Raw genomic sequence first — 14564 nt, forward strand, 5'->3', positions numbered from 1 at the left:
AGTTGACGTCCAACTATTTGGTTGGCTACCGTCCTCTGCCATGGCACTGACTCTTCCCCGTACGGAGGCCGCCCCGGCCGTCCGTACCGACTACGCCCGTTTCGGCCGCACCCTGTTGGCGTTCACCCTCACCGCGGTCCTGTGCAGCGGGCAGTTGTACATCGTGATCCCCCTGCTGCACGACATGGCGACCGGCTGGCACACCTCGCCCGGCGGCCTGACCTGGCTGGTCACCGCGTTCGGCGCCGGCTACGGAGTCGGGTTCCTGGTGTTCGGCCCGCTGTCCGACCGGTACGGCCGCCGCCGCCTGCTGATGGCCGGCCTGCCGCTCGCGGCCTTGACCAGCGCGCTGGTGGCGTTGAGCCCGAACCCCGAGATGGCCCTCGTGCTGCGGGCCGTCCAGGGGGTGGCGGTGGCGATGTTCCCGCCCGCCGGCATGGCGTACCTGGCCGAACGGCTTGAGCCGCGGCGCCGCGTGGTCGCCATCGCCGCGGTGACCGGCGCCTTCCTCGCCTCGGCCGTGTTGTTGCAGGTGGCCGCGCAGGTGCTGGTCGAGACGGTCGGCTGGCGGGGGCTGTTCCTGCTGTCGGCCGCCGGATTCGCCCTCGCCGGGCTCGGCCTGCGCGCGGTCATGCTGCCCGACCTGCCGCGCGAGTCGGCGGGGTCGCTGCTGTCGGCCTACCGGGCGGTGCCCGGTCTGCTGTTCGACCGGGTGCTGGCGTTGCGCTACGTGGCCACGGTGATGCTGATGGCCGGGTTCGTCGCCGTCTACACCGGGTTGCAGATCTACGGCGGCACATCACCCGCCGGCCTGCTCACGCTGCGCGCCTCCGGACTGCCCTCGATCGTGCTGATGCCGGCGCTCATGCCGTGGCTGGCCCGGATCCCCACCACGGCCAGGGCCACCGCGTTCCTGGTCATGGGCGGGCTCGCCCTGGCGGCTGTCGCGTTCACCGGAGCCGGCGCGCTCGGCCTGGTGCTCCTGCTGGCCGTGTACGTCGCCAGCATCACCGGCGGTCTGCCCAGCATGAACGAGGCCATCTCCGCCCAGGCCGGACCGGCCCGCGGCACGGCGCTCGCCCTGTTCTCCTTCGCCCTCGCCGTCGGCGGCAGCGTCGGCCCCCAGCTCGCGGCCGCGTTCGGCGGGTTCAACCCGCTCGTGTACGGCCTGGCGATCGGCATGGGCGTGGCGGCCCTGGCCGTCCTCGCCTCCGCCCGCCGCCCGGCCCCCACGGGACACTGACCCGGCGGGGCCGGTCAGGGGATCGTGACCAGCCCGCCGAGCGACAGATCGGGGCGATCGACACGCACATCGGGCAGCAGCCACGACGTGTTGATCGCCACCGCGTCGTTGAGGGCCCGCGCCAAGGGGTTGAGCGCGCCGAGCAGCGGTTCGCAGCCGCTGTCCATGGAGTGGGCCAGCGAGCAGAGCCACATCGCGACGTCGTCGGTCTGGCCGTTGAGGTTGAACCGGGCCCGGAACGTCGCGCTCGCCGGGTCGTAGGCGTTGTTCGCGTTGTTCAGGGCGAGCGGCGCGGCGTCGAGGAACGTGCCGATGGAGGCGCGCTGGCGTACCAGCAGGGTGGTGAGGTGGGCGAGATCGCGGGAGTTGGCGGCGATCTCACCCCTGTTGTCCTCGACGAAGTCCGCGACCTGCGTGAGCGTGGAGGACAGCTCGCGCAGCACCGCGCGCAGCTCCTCGCGCTCGCCGTCGAGCTGCGCCGACACGCCCGCCAGGTCCTTCATGAACGCCCGGATGCGCGCGTCGTCGCGGGCCATCGCGCCGGTGATCGTGGCGAGGTCGCGCACCGTACGGGCCAGGTCGTCGCCGTCTCCCGCCAGCACGGAAGCCGCGTCGGACAGGCCGCGCACGGTGGCGCCCACCGTCTCGCCCTGGCCGCCGAACGTGCCCGCCGAGACTCGCAACAACCGCGCCAGCGCGCCGCGCTCGCCCGCCTCGCCTGGCCGCGGGGAACCCGGCGGGGCGAGGGCCGCGGCGAGTTGGTCGTAGCCGCGTAACGCCTCGTCGATCTCGACCGGGGAGCGGGTCTCGCGCAGCGTGCCGCCGTCCTGGAGCACGGGCCCTCCCCGGTACGGCGGCGTGAGCTGCACGAACCGGTCGGCGATCAGCGACCGCGCGACGATGACCGCCTGCGCGTCGGCCGGGACCCTGCGCCCGGCGTCGAGGGCCAGCTCCACCCGGACCTTCGCGCCCGCCGGGCTGACCGCGGTGACCCGGCCGACCCGCACCCCGAGGACGCGTACGTCGGAGCCCGGATACAGCCCCACGGCGGCATCGAACCAGGCGATGACCCGGACGCCGGCGACCGGCCTGAGCAGCAGATATCCCGCCGCCAGCGCGAGGACGGCGAGAAGTGCGGCGAGCCGGCGGTCCATCGGCCTTCCTCGATCGACTTGGGCGTACGGTGACCAGAACATTACCGTGGGTCGCCGAACTCTCGCACCTTCCGGCCGGGCCCCACTCGCCGGTAGGTTGTTACCAACGGTAACAATGGAACGGCCAGGGAGTGGACGCGATGACCGGGTTCTGTCCGGAGCTCAGTGACGACGTGATCGAGGTGCGCGACTGGGTTCACGCGTTCGCTCGCGACGTGATCCGCCCCGCGGGCGCCGAATGGGACGAACGCGAGGAGACCCCCTGGCCCGTGATCCAGGAGGCCGCCAAGGTCGGCCTGTACTCGCTGGACTTCTTCGCCACCCAATGGTTCGAGCAGAGCGGCCTGGCGCTGCCGGTGGCGTTCGAGGAGATCTTCTGGGGGGACGCCGGCATCGGCCTGTCCATCGTCGGCACCGGCCTGGCCGCCGCCGCGCTGTCCGCGAACGGCACCCCGGAGCAGATGGGGGAGTGGCTGCCCCAGATGTTCGGCACGGAGAACGACGTGAAACTCGGGGCCTTCTGCGCCTCCGAGCCCGACGCCGGCTCCGACATCGGCGCCATCCGCACCCGCGCCGTCCACGACAACGGCGACTGGGTGCTGAACGGCGTCAAGACCTGGGCCACCAACGGCGGCATCGCCGACGTCCACGTGGTCGTCGCCTCGGTGGACCCGTCGCTGGGCACCCGCGGGCAGGCGAGCTTCGTCGTCCCGCCCGGCACGCCCGGCCTGTCGATGGGGCAGAAGTTCCGCAAGCACGGCATCCGTGCCTCGCACACCGCCGAGGTGATCCTGGAGGACGTGCGCCTGCCTGGATCGTGCCTGCTGGGCGGCAAGGAGAAGCTGGACGCCCGCCTGGCCAAGGTCCGCAACGGCGAACGCGCCGGCGGGCAGGCCGCGATGCGCACGTTCGAGACCACCCGCCCATCGGTGGCCGCGATGGCCGTCGGCATCGCCCGCGCGGGCTTCGAGTACGCCAGGGACTACGCCCGCGAACGCGAGCAGTTCGGCCGCCGGATCGGCGACAACCAGGCGATCGCGTTCCTGCTCGCCGACATGGCGACCCGCGTCGACGTGGCCCGCCTGCTGACCTGGCGGGCGGCCTGGATGGCCCGCAACGGCAGGCCGTTCGAGCAGGCCGAGGGGTCGATGTCGAAGCTGGTGGCGGGGGAGACGGCGGTGTGGGTGACCGAGCAGGCGATCCAGATCCTGGGCGGCGCCGGCTACACCCGGGAACACCCCGTCGAGCGATTCCACCGCGACGCCAAGATCTACACCATTTTCGAGGGGACGAGCGAGATCCAGCGGCTCATCATCGGCCGCGCCGTCACCGGCCTCCCGGTTCGCTGAGAACTTCGCACGTCAGATGGGGGTGGTGTGCCGCAGGTCCATCACCGCGGCACGCCACCGCTCACGAGTTGTCCGCCGCCTCAGCCGGGGCGACGGACGCGAGCACGTCACCCCGACCAGCGAGCGCATACGCACGGTCACCCCGGGCGGGCAGATCGCTGATGCGGTGCCCGCACCTTCGTCAGGCACTGTTGCATGGTCTTCAGTCGCGAGCCCGTGATCGGGCAGACCCGGATCTCGCGGCCCTCCTCGTCGAGGACCTTCCTGCGCCCCAAGGGGCGGTCGAGTGTGACGGCCACGTCGACGGCCCCGATGCCCGTGTCGAGGCGGGCGCGCGGCCACAACTCCTCCCGCCACTTCTCCAGCAGCGTGCGCTCGGATGCCGGGCAGACATTGCGAATCATCACCCGGACCCGGACGACCGTCTCGGACTCGACAGCTTGGGCTTCGTCGGTCTTGAGGCATTTCGTGGGGATCGCCAGGCTGACCGCCTGCATGATGAGGACCCGTCCTTCCACCTCGACCGTGTCGATCTGCCCGGGAAAGGGCGGCTCGGCCGGCCGCGACTGCCGTAGTCCAGCCACCATGGAGATGGCGACGGCCAACACCAGGACGCAGCATATGCGCCACAGAAAGGACGGGCCCAAAAGGTTCATTTCTTGTGAATATCCTTGCCGACGGCCTTCATCACGTCATGGATGTCGGTGACCTCGAAGCGGCAGATCTGACCGTTGGACCGGGTGTCCGGGCCGGCTTCTACCACCGAGGAAGATGGTGGGATCGTGGTCCGGCTTGCGGGGGGAGCGACGATGTGCCGGTACCGCGGGATGGGGTGGTGGCGTCGGCGCGATCCGAAGTCTGCGCCGCGAGCCTGTCAGCAGGGTTGGAGGGCGGGCAGGCGGCCTTCGAAGTAGGCGGCCGGGGTGACGCCCATCAGCGTGCGGAACTCGGCCGTCATGTGGGACTGGTCGTAGTAGCCGGTGGCCGTGGCCAGGTCGGCCCAACGGGGGCCGTCGGCACGGGCGAGGGCGAGGGCTTGACGGACGCGTTCGATGCGTTCGTAGCGTTTGGGCGACAGGCCGACGGCGTCGGCGAAAAGGGCGCGCAGGTGGCGTTCGCTGACGGCGAGGTGGCGGGCGATGGCGGGCAGCGGTTCGCGTCGCTCGCGCGCACGACCGCGCAGCGCTTGGACGGCGGCCTGGACCAGTTCGGCCCTCACCCCGTCCGCCGAGGTCCTGGCCGACAGCGCGGCCTCCAGGTGCTTGAGTGCCAGGCCGTCGTCACCGCCCGCGTACGCCAGGGCGGCGTCCAGCGGGTCGGCGGAGGCGCCCCACAGTTCCCTGAGGGGGACCACCCGGTCCACGACCTCGCTCACCGGGACGCCGAGCAACGGCCGGGTGGCGCCGGGACGCAGCCGCAACCGCAGGCAGAACGGGAGGTCCTTGCCGACGTGGTACGAGGCGCGCGTGCGCGGGCCGATCACGAGCAGGTCGCTCCGCCCGGCGGAGGTCGTACGGAAGATCAGGGATGTGTCGGGGTCGGGGAGGTGCACGAGCGGCGGCCGCTCACCCGCTGCGGGATCGTCCGCCCTCAGCACGCTCACCGCCTTGACGAGCGACCGCAGACCGTCCGGCACGGTCTTCGAGACCTCGATGCTCATGACCACACGGTAGCCGGGCCACGAGATGCGCGTGCGTGCCGAAAATTCCTATAAGGGCTGGTGGGCAGGGTGACAGGGTGGGGCGCATGATTGTTGTCACAGGTGCCACGGGCACGGTCGGCGGTGAGGTGGTCCGGCTGCTGGCGGGCCAGGGTGAGCGTGTCCGGGCGATGACGCGGACGCCGTCGAAGGTCGAGGCGTTGCCGGGGGTGGAAGTCGTCCAGGGGGATTTCGACGATCCTGGGTCGTTGGCCGCAGCGGCGCGCGGTGCCGACGCCATGTTCCTCCTCAGTGCCCCGGGCCCGTGGCTCGCTCGGCATGACGAGGCGATGGTCATGGCGGCGCAGGCTGCGGGGGTGCGGAAAGTGGTGAAGGTCTCGGCCATCGGCACGGGAGAGGAGCATGGGGGTGCCAGAGTCGGGGACTGGCATCTGGCCGGAGAGCGGGCGTTGCGCGCGGGTGAGCCGGAATGGACGATACTGCGGCCGTCCAGCTTCGCCTCCAACGCCTTGAGGTGGGCTCCCCAGGTCCGGCAGGGGCAGCCGGTGCCGAACACGACGGGCAAGGGCAGGCAGGGGGTCGTCGATCCGCGGGACGTGGCCGAGGTGGCGGTGACGGCGCTGACGTCCGACGAGCACGTACGGACCGTCCTCACGCTGACCGGGCCCGAACTGCTCGGCGTCCGGGACATGGCCAAGGCGCTGGGGGAGACGCTAGGGCGGGCCGTCGAGACGATGGACCTGCCACTGGAGGTCTACCGCACGCAGCTGATCGCCGCCGGGGTGGATCCCGAGTTCGCCGACGTCGCGGTCGACGGCTCCCGGCTGGTGGCGCGGGACGGCAACGCCCGGCTCACTCGTGACGTCGAGCTGGTGCTGGGACGTGGTCCCCGTACGTTCCTCACCTGGGCGGCCGATCACAGCGCCGCCTTCGTCTCCGGCTGACACCGGCGCCTGAGGACCCGGGCAACCGGGAAACGCTGCTGCCAGTGACTCCGTCGTAGGGGTGGCGTGACTCCTGAACGGTCACCGCCACCCGTCTTCAGCGTGAGTTCGCCATTCACGTTCCGAAGGCGGCGATTACTTGAGGAACTGGAAGATGAACGGCGCGACCAGCCCGATCAGGGCCAGCGCCTCGGTGAGGACGAAACCGAGAAGGATGTTCTGGCGGATCAGTGGATACGCCTCGGGCTGACGGGCGATGGCCTGCACACCCTGTCCGAAGATGATGCCGACCCCGATGCCGGGGCCGATCGCGGCGAGGCCGTAGCCGATGGCGGTGATGTTGCCGGAGACTTGAGCGAGTACTTCCATTGCGCCGCCTTTCTGGCGTCCGATGAAGCAGTGTGTCGCTGGTCTTGCTGCCATTCCAGCGGGTGGACGCGAGAAAGAAAATATGGCGTTTCTCTAGTTTCTCCGCAAAATGCTCGTCGATCAACGTGCTGGACAAATCTATCTATATGGTGAAGGTTCTTTCCGTGCGCCCGGTGCGGGCGCACGGAAAGGACGGGTTCAGCGGGTTTCCCTGCCTTCGATGGTCGCCTTGAGCGTGGTCGTCGCGGCGCGGGCCTTGGCCGCCGGTCGGGCGGTGTCGGGGCCGGGCAGGTCGCGGCTGTAGGCGTAGACGACGGCCGCCGTGGCGATCGCGCCGGTGTTCAGCGCGAGCGCCTTGTCATTGATGTTGGCGGTGGTGTCGCAGGCCTGGTGGTAGCAGGGGTCGTAGGGCTGTCCCGCGGTGCCGCCGAAGATCGCGGCCTCCTCGGGCGTCTTGATGCCCTCGGCGCCGGTGAAGACCCCGCCGGAGGGGATGCCGGCCTCGATGAACGGGCCGTAGTCCGAGCGGCCGTCGAAGTCGGTGCCGTTGTGCCCCTGGTGCAGGAGGTCGAAGTACTTCTCGTAGAGCTTCTCGATCTCGTCCGATCCGGGCGGGCCCGCGGGGGCGCCGACGCCGTCGGAGTCGTCGCCGTCATAGATCTTGAAGGCGTAGTTGGTGGAGCCGAGCATGTCGTAGTCCATGAAGAGCTTGATCTTGGACAGCTCTGCCGCGGGCAGGGTCTCCACGTAGTGGATCGAGCCGAGCAGGCCCAGCTCCTCCGCGGTCCACCAGGCGAAGCGCAGCCGGTTGCGGGTCGGGATCTTGCCCAGGGCCTCGGCGACGGCGAGCGTGGCGGCGGTGCCGGAGCCGTCGTCGTTGATGCCGGGCCCGGCCGGGACGGAGTCGAGGTGGGCGCCGGACATGACCACCTTGTTCGGGTCGCCCCACTTGGAGTCGGCGATGACGTTGTAGGTGGTGCGCATCTCGCTGACGGTGTCTGTCTTGATGTGGATCACGCCGCCGGTCGTGGCCAGTTCCTGGCCGACGTCGAAGCTGGTGCCCAGCACCGGGATGGTGACGGGCGTGCCGAGGTTCCCGCGCAGGGTCGCGGTGCGGCCCGGCTGGCCCTCGTTGAAGACGATCACCGCCACGGCCCCCGCGGCCTTGGCGTTGTTGGCCTTGACCACGAAGTCGCAGGTGCCGCGCTGCAACAGCGCGATGTTGCCCGGCGTGAACCCGGCGAAGTCGGCGGCCTCGCACCCGGAGTTGGAGGTGCTGGGCGTCGGGCCGGGCGGCAGGACGAGGTCGACGTTCTGCAGGGACGCGGTGACCTCGCCGCTCCCGGAGTAGGTCATGGTGGCGAACTCGCCGACGGAGGAGCCGTCGGGCGGGGTCGGGGTGAAGACGCGCGGGCCGGGGGAGACGCGCTCCATGAGCGCCGTCGACTTCTCCTCGAAGTAGGCGATGTCGAAGGGCTGGAGGGTGACGTTGTAGCCGGCCTTCTTGAGCCTGCCGGCGACGTAGTCGCGCGAGGCCAGGTGACCGCTGGTGCCGGCGGCGCGGTTGCCGTTGTTGGCATTGGCGATGTTCTGCAATGCCTGCAGGTGTTTCTTCACCGCGGGGGCGGTGACCGACTCGATCAGCTTCTTCTCGGCCGGCCCAGGCGTGGGTTCCGCCTGGGCGGCGGCCGGGAGGAGAGCCAGGGGCAGGGACAGTGCCGCGGCCGTCGCGAGGACGCGGAAGGTGCCTCTGCGCAGGGTGATGCGCATACAAGCTCCTCGAAATCAGATGAACAGGTGTCTTTCCCGATTCAGCGGCCCAGGAGAATACATAAGCCGACAAATCAACCTGTGGGAAGAATCTGAGTCGTCCGATGTCGGACAGGAGTTTCCTGTAACGGGAGGGGCCTCGCGCCGTCCGCTACCAGCCCAGCTCGTCGCAGCCCTGATGGTCGACCGGCTCCACCTGCAGCGTGGCGTGCGCGATGTGGTGGCGCTGCCGCAGCACGTCTCGGGCCCGGTCCAGGACGGCGTGGTTGTCGCCCGGCTCGGCGGTGACCAGGTGCGCGGTGGCCACGTTCATGCCGGAGGTGAGCGTCCACAGGTGCAGGTCGTGCACGTTGTGCACGCCGTCGATGGCCGCGAGGTCGGCCGCCACGGCGGCGGCGTCGATGCCCTCGGGCACGTGCTGCCCCAGGACGGCGAAGACTTGCCGCCCCAGCGACACCGCCCGGACGGCCACGAACACCCCGATGGCCAGCGCGACGACGGTGTCCCAGAACGCCTGCCCGGTGGCGGCCACCAGCCAGCCGGCCACGATGACGCCGACCGAGCCGGCGGTGTCGGCCACGACCTCCAGGTAGGCGCCCTTGACGTTGAGGCTCTCGCTCGCGCCCGAACGCAGCAGGAGCAGGGCGACGAGGTTCACCACGAGGCCGACGGCGCCGACGACGAGCATCGGGCCGGAGGAGACCTCGGCGTTCCCGCCGATGCGGCCGATCGCCTCGATCACGACGTACAGGGCGACGCCGAGCATCAGCACGACGGCCAGCAGGGAGGCGAACACCTCGGCCCGGTAGGAGCCGTAGCTGCGCCGGCCGGTGGTGTCGGGGCGGCCCGCGATCCTGGTGGCGACCAGGGCCGCGCCGAGGGTGACGACGTCGGCGGCCATGTGCCCGGCGTCCGACATCAGGGCCAGCGACCCGGAGATCAGGCCGTAGGCCAGCTCGACCAGGAAGAATCCGCCGATCAGGACGAAGGAGACCGCCAGCCGCCAGCGGTGGCGGGCGCCGGCGTGCCCGTGCCCGTGACCCGTGCCCATCAGTGCCCGCCCTCCCGTTCGGGGTGGATGGCCTCGGTGTGCTCGGTGTGGGCCAGCGCCAGGTCCAGCAGCATCCGTACGTGGGGGTCCGCAAGGCGGTAGTAGGCCATCCGGCCCGAGCGGCGGGCGGCCACGATGCGGTGGGCGCGCAGCAGGCGCAACGCGTGGGAGACCGCCGACTCGCTCTGCCCGGTCACCGCCGCCAGGTCGCACACGCACAGCTCGCCGTCCAGCAGGGCGACCAGCAGCTTCAGGCGGTTGGGGTCGGACAGCAGGCCGAAGACGTCTGCGGTGTCGGTCAGGTCCTCGGCGGCGGGCATGCGCTCGTGCACGGCCGCGACGCGGTCGGCGTCGACCACCTTGACCGCGCACCCGTCCACGAACAACACGTGGTCGTCTGAAGAACTGTTCATATATCCAACCTGGCCGGGCATATCGGTGAGCTGTCAAGCGCGGCTCAGGCCCGCAGTCGCGGGGTCAGCCGCTTCAACGCCGCCGCCAGCCGGTCCACCTGCGCCGTCGAGGTGTACAGGGCCGGGGTGACCCGGACGGCGTCGCCGCCGGCCATGCCCGTCCGGGCGACCGTGTAGAGGCCGTAGGTGTCCAGCAGGGTGGCGGCGATGGCCTCGTTGTCGGCGGTGGAGGTGCGGCCGGTGATGCGGAAGGCGGTGATCGCGCCGTACATGCCGGGTTCGTCCGGGGTGAGGATCTCCAGGCCGGGCAGGTCGCGGACCTGGCTCACCCAGCGGTCGCGCAGGTGCCGCAGCCGGGCCTGCTTGACGGGGGCGCCGAGCCGCTGATGGAAGTCGAGGGCGTCGGGGACGGTGAGCGGCGCCGCGACGTCCATGGTGCCCGAGTGGACCCGCGAGCGGATGTCGCCGGCCGGGAAGCTCTCGTCGCGGAAGACGGGCTCGATGTCGGCCAACCGGTCCCGGCGGATGAAGAGGAATCCGGTGCCGAGGGGCGCGCCGATCCACTTGTGCAGCGAGAACGCGGCGAAGTCGGCGCCGAGGGCGGGCAGGGTGAAGTCGAGCTGCCCCCAGGAGTGGGCGGCGTCCACGACGACGTCCACGCCGCGCTCGCGGGCCATCGCGACGATCTCCCGGACCGGCAGCACCAGGCCGGTGCGGTTGTTCATGTGCGACAGCAGGAGCAGCCGGGCCCTCGGGGTGGTCCCCAGCGCCCGCTCGTAGGCATCCAGTGCTGCCTGTCGGGTGGCGGGCTCGGGGAGGACGAACCGGGCGACCGTCGCCTCGCGCCGCCCGGCCAGCCAGTTCATGGTGTGCTGGGCGGCGGGATAGTCCAGGTCGGCGTAGAGCACGGCGTCGCCCGGCCGCAGCCGCCGGTAGCCGGAGATGAGGTTCTGCAGCGCCTCGGTGCCGCCCCGGGTGAGCGCGATCTCGTCGCGGGCGACGCCGAGCAGCCCGGCGATACGGTCGCGCACCTGGTCCGCCCTGGCCTTGTACGCCGTGCGCAGCAGGTGGGAGTTGCGGGCGTTGAGGTCGTCGACGTTGCGGTGGTAGGCGCGCCGGACCGGCTCGGGCATGATCCCGTAGTAGCCGTTCTCCAGGTTGACGAAGTCGCCGCTGACCCGGAACTGCCCGGCCACGTCCGCCCAGAAGCGTTCGTCCCGGGCCGGGCCCGAGGCGTCGGCGGCGGCCGGCGGGAGCGCGGCCAGCGCGCCGACCCCGGCGATGACCGCACGTCTGGACAGGGCCATGACACACCCCCAAGGTCGGGCGGCGCGGAATCGGGGCCGCGCCGGCGAATGCCAGTGTCGCGGAGATGTCGCGCCCGGCGGGGACGGCTCGCCGTTGTGCCCGTCATCCGAAGAAAATGCCGATAAGGAGGATCGGGGCGCGGAAGGCAATTCGCGGCGCCCATTTCCGTGCCCCGGTGATTTCTTTACGTCGACCTTGGCCTTTTCCCGGCGAGCCGCGCCGCGCGGCGGGCATGCTCTGGGGTGATGCTCACCACCAGGTCAGCCCGCACACGCCGCCCGCCCGCCCCGGGGGCCGGCCGGTGGCTGCCGCGCGCGGTGCTGGCCCTGGCCATGCTGATCACCGTCGTGTTCGCGCACGGCGGCGCGTGCGCGGCCGTCGAGCTGTCCGAGCGGGTCCAGGGTGGCTCCGCGCCGACCCTCCAGAGTGCGCACCTCGACGCGCACCGGCACGTCAGGCGGCTGTCCGGGCGGATGCCGGTGCTGGACGCGGGGTGCCTCCACGGCGAGCTGCCCCCGGGGCATCTGCACGGCACCGAGCAGCAGTGCTCGGCGACCGCGGCCTCGGCGCCGGCCGTGGCGGCCGTCCCCTCGCTCGCCGCCCTGCCCGTCGCCGTCGTGGCGGTGCCCGTAGGACCGGCGCCGCGGGCCGCCCCGCGGGAGCCCGCGCCGGGTCCCGAACGTCTCCGCGTGATGCGCATATAGGACGCGCGCTTTTCGTCGCCGTCCATTTCCATCGCGCCATTGACGCGGCGTCTTCCGTGCCGCGCGTGCGCCGTTCATCTCGGGGATATCAACCAATGTCGTACGACACTTTGTCGCGCCCTGACATTCTGCCCGCCATCGGAAATCCGGGTATTTCTGTCACCGTCGGAAACACACCACTTGCGTTCGTCGCCGCGCCGTTCGTCGCGGACGGCGGCGGCTTCTGGGCCAAGCTGGAAGGCTTCAACCCGGGCGGCATCAAGGACCGGCCCGCCCTGCACATGATCCGGCAGGCCCGCGCCCGGGGCGATCTGGCCCCCGGCGCGACGATCGTCGAGTCCACCAGCGGCACCCTCGGCCTCGGGCTGGCCCTGGCCGGGATCACCTTCGGCCACCCGGTCGTCCTGGTCGCCGATCCCGGCATGGAACCGCTCATGCAGCGGCTGCTGCTCTCCTACGGCGTACGGCTGGAGATCGTGCCCGAGCCGCATCCCGTCGGCGGCTGGCAGCGGGCCCGCCGCGACCGGGTCGCGGACGTGCTGGCCGGGCTGCCCGGCTCCTACTGCCCCGACCAGTACAACAATCCTGACAACGTGGCCGCGTACGCCGGGCTGGCCCGCGAGCTGCTGGCCCAGCTCCCGCACATCGACACGCTGGTCTGCTCCGTCGGCACCGGCGGGCACAGCGCGGGCATCACCCGCGAGCTCCGCCGTCACCTGCCCCGGCTGCGGCTGGTCGGCGTCGACACCGTCGGCTCGACCATCTTCGGGCAGCCCGACCGCCGCCGCCTGATGCGCGGCCTGGGCTCCAGCATCCATCCAGGCAACGTCGCCTACGACGCCTTCGACGAGGTCCACTGGGTGAGCGCCGCAGAGGCGGTGTGGGCCTGCCGCGCCCTGGCCGCCCAGCACTACGTCTCCGGCGGCTGGAGCACGGGAGCCGTCAGCCTGGTGGCCCGCTGGCTGGCCGGACGGTCCGGGCCGGGCGGCTGCGTCGTCGCCGTCTTCCCCGACGGGCCCTGGCGCTACTGGAACACCGTCTTCGACGACGGCTACTGCCGCGCCCACGACCTGCTCGGTGTGACCCCGGCCGAGGAGCCCGACGTGCTGGCCAGCCCCTCCGAGCGCGAGGTACGCCGCTGGACCCGCTGCGCCGCCGTCCGCGACCCGCTGGCGGGCAGGCGATGAAGGCCACGCTGGCGCAGTTCCGCTCCTTCGACCGGCCGATCCGGTTGCTGCAGATCAACCAGGCGGGCATCAACATCGGCTTCTACATGCTGATGCCCTACCTCGCCCAGCACCTGTCGGCCGGCGCGGGGCTCGCCGCCTGGACGATCGGGCTCATCCTCGGCCTGCGCAACGCCAGCCAGCAGGGCATGTTCCTGATCGGCGGCACGCTGGCCGACCGGTTCGGGCACAAACCCATGATCATGGCGGGGTGCGCCCTGCGTACCGTGGGGTTCGCGCTGTTCGGGCTCACCACGTCGCTGCCGCTGCTGGTGGCTGCCGCGGTGATCACCGGGCTGGCGGGGGCGCTGTTCAACCCGGCCGCCCGCGCGTACCTGGCCGCCGCGGCCGGGCCGCGCAAGGTGGCCGCCTTCGCCGTGTTCAACGTGTTCTACCAGGGTGGCATCCTGCTCGGGCCGCTGCTCGGGGTGCTGCTGCTGGCGGGCGGGTTCACCGCGGTGTGCCTGGGGGCGGCGGGGATCTTCGCCGTCCTGACCGTCCTGCAGGGGTTCTACCTGCCGTCGCGGCCCCGGGAACCCGGGCAGGTGCGGCAGCCGGTGTTGCGGGCCTGGCGGCGGGCGTTCGGTGACCGGGCGTTCGTCTCGTTCGCGGCGTCGATGATCGCCTCCTACGCGTTGTCGTACCAGATGTACCTCGCCCTGCCGCTGGCGGTGCAGCAGGCCGGCGGTGGCCAATGGGCGGTGACCGCCCTGTACGCGGTGTCGGCGCTGCTCGGCATCGCCGGGCAGGTACGCCTGACCACCTGGTGCGGCGAACGGTGGAGCCGCGGCCAGGCGATCACCCGCGGGCTGGCCCTCATGGGTGCGGCCTTCGTGCCCATGGTCGTGGCGACGCAGTTGCGCCTGCCGCCGGCGGCGACGATCGCGGCCGCGCTGGTGTGCGCGCTGCTGCTCAGCGCGGGGACGCTGGTGGCCTTCCCGTTCGAGATGGCCACCATCGCCGACATGGCGGGCGAGGAACTGGTCGGCACCTACTACGGCCTGTACAACCTGGCCTCAGGCGCCGGGATCCTCGCCGGGAACCTGCTGTCGGGCGCCCTGCTGGACGTCGCCGCCGACGCGGGCTGGGCGGGCCTGCCCTGGTTGTCACTCACCTTCGCGGGGCTGGTCTCCGCCCTGGCGGTGGCCCGCCTGGAACACCGCAGAGCCCTCCGGCCGCGCCTGCCGGCGGCCATGGCCACCTAAAAGATCGCCCGCGACCCGGTCAGGGGTCGCATGGCGACCTTGGAGCGCCCGCGACCCGCTCAGGCCCTGGGGGGTGCATGGCGTGGTGGAGCGGCCGCGTCCGGGTCAGGGCCTGGGGTCGGCGTCACGGGTGGGGCGGCTGCGGCGGCCGGCCACGTGGGTCTGGGC

General features: G+C 71.5%; 14 protein-coding genes. 6 read left to right on the forward strand and 8 right to left on the reverse strand.

Annotated features, from left to right (window positions below; genetic code table 11):
• Window positions 1-40 precede the first annotated feature (40 nt).
• Window positions 41-1243, forward strand: coding sequence for an MFS transporter (locus ABZ815_RS10070; RefSeq protein WP_357696042.1), 1203 nt, complete (start codon window positions 41-43; stop codon window positions 1241-1243).
• 14 nt (window positions 1244-1257) lie between these two features.
• On the opposite strand, the gene ABZ815_RS10075 is transcribed toward ABZ815_RS10070, so the two are convergent.
• Window positions 1258-2397 (reverse strand): MCE family protein, encoded by a 1140-nt coding sequence (locus ABZ815_RS10075; RefSeq protein ID WP_357696044.1) that lies wholly within the window; start codon window positions 2395-2397, stop codon window positions 1258-1260.
• 140 nt (window positions 2398-2537) lie between these two features.
• Here ABZ815_RS10075 and ABZ815_RS10080 point away from each other — a divergent pair, with 140 nt between their 5' ends.
• Window positions 2538-3746 (forward strand): acyl-CoA dehydrogenase family protein, encoded by a 1209-nt coding sequence (locus tag ABZ815_RS10080; RefSeq protein WP_357696046.1) that lies wholly within the window; start codon window positions 2538-2540, stop codon window positions 3744-3746.
• A 137-nt stretch (window positions 3747-3883) separates the two neighbouring features.
• On the opposite strand, the gene ABZ815_RS10085 is transcribed toward ABZ815_RS10080, so the two are convergent.
• Window positions 3884-4354: a hypothetical protein gene (locus tag ABZ815_RS10085; RefSeq protein ID WP_357696048.1), complete on the reverse strand. Its 471-nt coding sequence runs from the start codon at window positions 4352-4354 to the stop codon at window positions 3884-3886.
• 266 nt (window positions 4355-4620) lie between these two features.
• The gene (locus ABZ815_RS10090; RefSeq protein WP_357696050.1) at window positions 4621-5406 is read right to left on the reverse strand and encodes a helix-turn-helix transcriptional regulator; all 786 of its coding nucleotides are present in this window, start codon (window positions 5404-5406) and stop codon (window positions 4621-4623) included.
• A gap of 86 nt (window positions 5407-5492) precedes the next feature.
• Between ABZ815_RS10090 and ABZ815_RS10095 the strand changes: the two genes are divergently transcribed.
• Window positions 5493-6350, forward strand: a complete 858-nt coding sequence (locus tag ABZ815_RS10095) for an NAD(P)H-binding protein (protein ID WP_357696052.1) — start codon at window positions 5493-5495, stop codon at window positions 6348-6350.
• A 135-nt stretch (window positions 6351-6485) separates the two neighbouring features.
• On the opposite strand, the gene atpE is transcribed toward ABZ815_RS10095, so the two are convergent.
• The 5 genes from atpE to ABZ815_RS10120 all read right to left on the reverse strand — a co-directional run bounded on the left by atpE (window position 6486) and on the right by ABZ815_RS10120 (window position 11260).
• Entirely contained in the window at window positions 6486-6719 is a 234-nt protein-coding gene (atpE, locus tag ABZ815_RS10100) for an ATP synthase F0 subunit C (RefSeq protein ID WP_357696054.1), read from the reverse strand.
• A 198-nt stretch (window positions 6720-6917) separates the two neighbouring features.
• On the reverse strand, window positions 6918-8489 hold the full coding sequence (locus tag ABZ815_RS10105; protein ID WP_357696056.1) for a M28 family metallopeptidase: 1572 nt from the start codon (window positions 8487-8489) through the stop codon (window positions 6918-6920).
• A 151-nt stretch (window positions 8490-8640) separates the two neighbouring features.
• Window positions 8641-9540, reverse strand: coding sequence for a cation diffusion facilitator family transporter (locus ABZ815_RS10110; protein ID WP_357696058.1), 900 nt, complete (start codon window positions 9538-9540; stop codon window positions 8641-8643).
• Window positions 9540-9953 carry a metalloregulator ArsR/SmtB family transcription factor gene (locus tag ABZ815_RS10115; protein ID WP_357696060.1) on the reverse strand — a complete coding sequence of 138 codons (414 nt, stop codon included), beginning with the start codon at window positions 9951-9953 and terminating at the stop codon, window positions 9540-9542. The genes ABZ815_RS10110 and ABZ815_RS10115 overlap by 1 nt, the downstream gene beginning before the upstream one ends.
• A 44-nt stretch (window positions 9954-9997) precedes the next feature.
• Window positions 9998-11260 (reverse strand): aminotransferase class V-fold PLP-dependent enzyme, encoded by a 1263-nt coding sequence (locus tag ABZ815_RS10120; RefSeq protein ID WP_357696062.1) that lies wholly within the window; start codon window positions 11258-11260, stop codon window positions 9998-10000.
• Window positions 11261-11506: 246 nt separating this feature from the next.
• Here ABZ815_RS10120 and ABZ815_RS10125 point away from each other — a divergent pair, with 246 nt between their 5' ends.
• From ABZ815_RS10125 to ABZ815_RS10135, 3 genes are all read left to right on the forward strand, one after another.
• A complete protein-coding gene (locus tag ABZ815_RS10125) occupies window positions 11507-11965 on the forward strand; it encodes a hypothetical protein (protein ID WP_357696064.1) in 459 nt (152 codons plus the stop codon).
• A gap of 95 nt (window positions 11966-12060) precedes the next feature.
• Entirely contained in the window at window positions 12061-13152 is a 1092-nt protein-coding gene (locus ABZ815_RS10130; RefSeq protein WP_357696066.1) for a PLP-dependent cysteine synthase family protein, read from the forward strand.
• A complete protein-coding gene (locus tag ABZ815_RS10135; RefSeq protein ID WP_357696068.1) occupies window positions 13149-14396 on the forward strand; it encodes an MFS transporter in 1248 nt (415 codons plus the stop codon). Before ABZ815_RS10130 ends, ABZ815_RS10135 begins: the two co-directional genes overlap by 4 nt.
• Window positions 14397-14564: the final 168 nt, after the last annotated feature.

This window comes from Nonomuraea sp. NPDC047529 (assembly GCF_040642995.1).
Taxonomy (GTDB): Bacteria; Actinomycetota; Actinomycetes; order Streptosporangiales; family Streptosporangiaceae; genus Nonomuraea.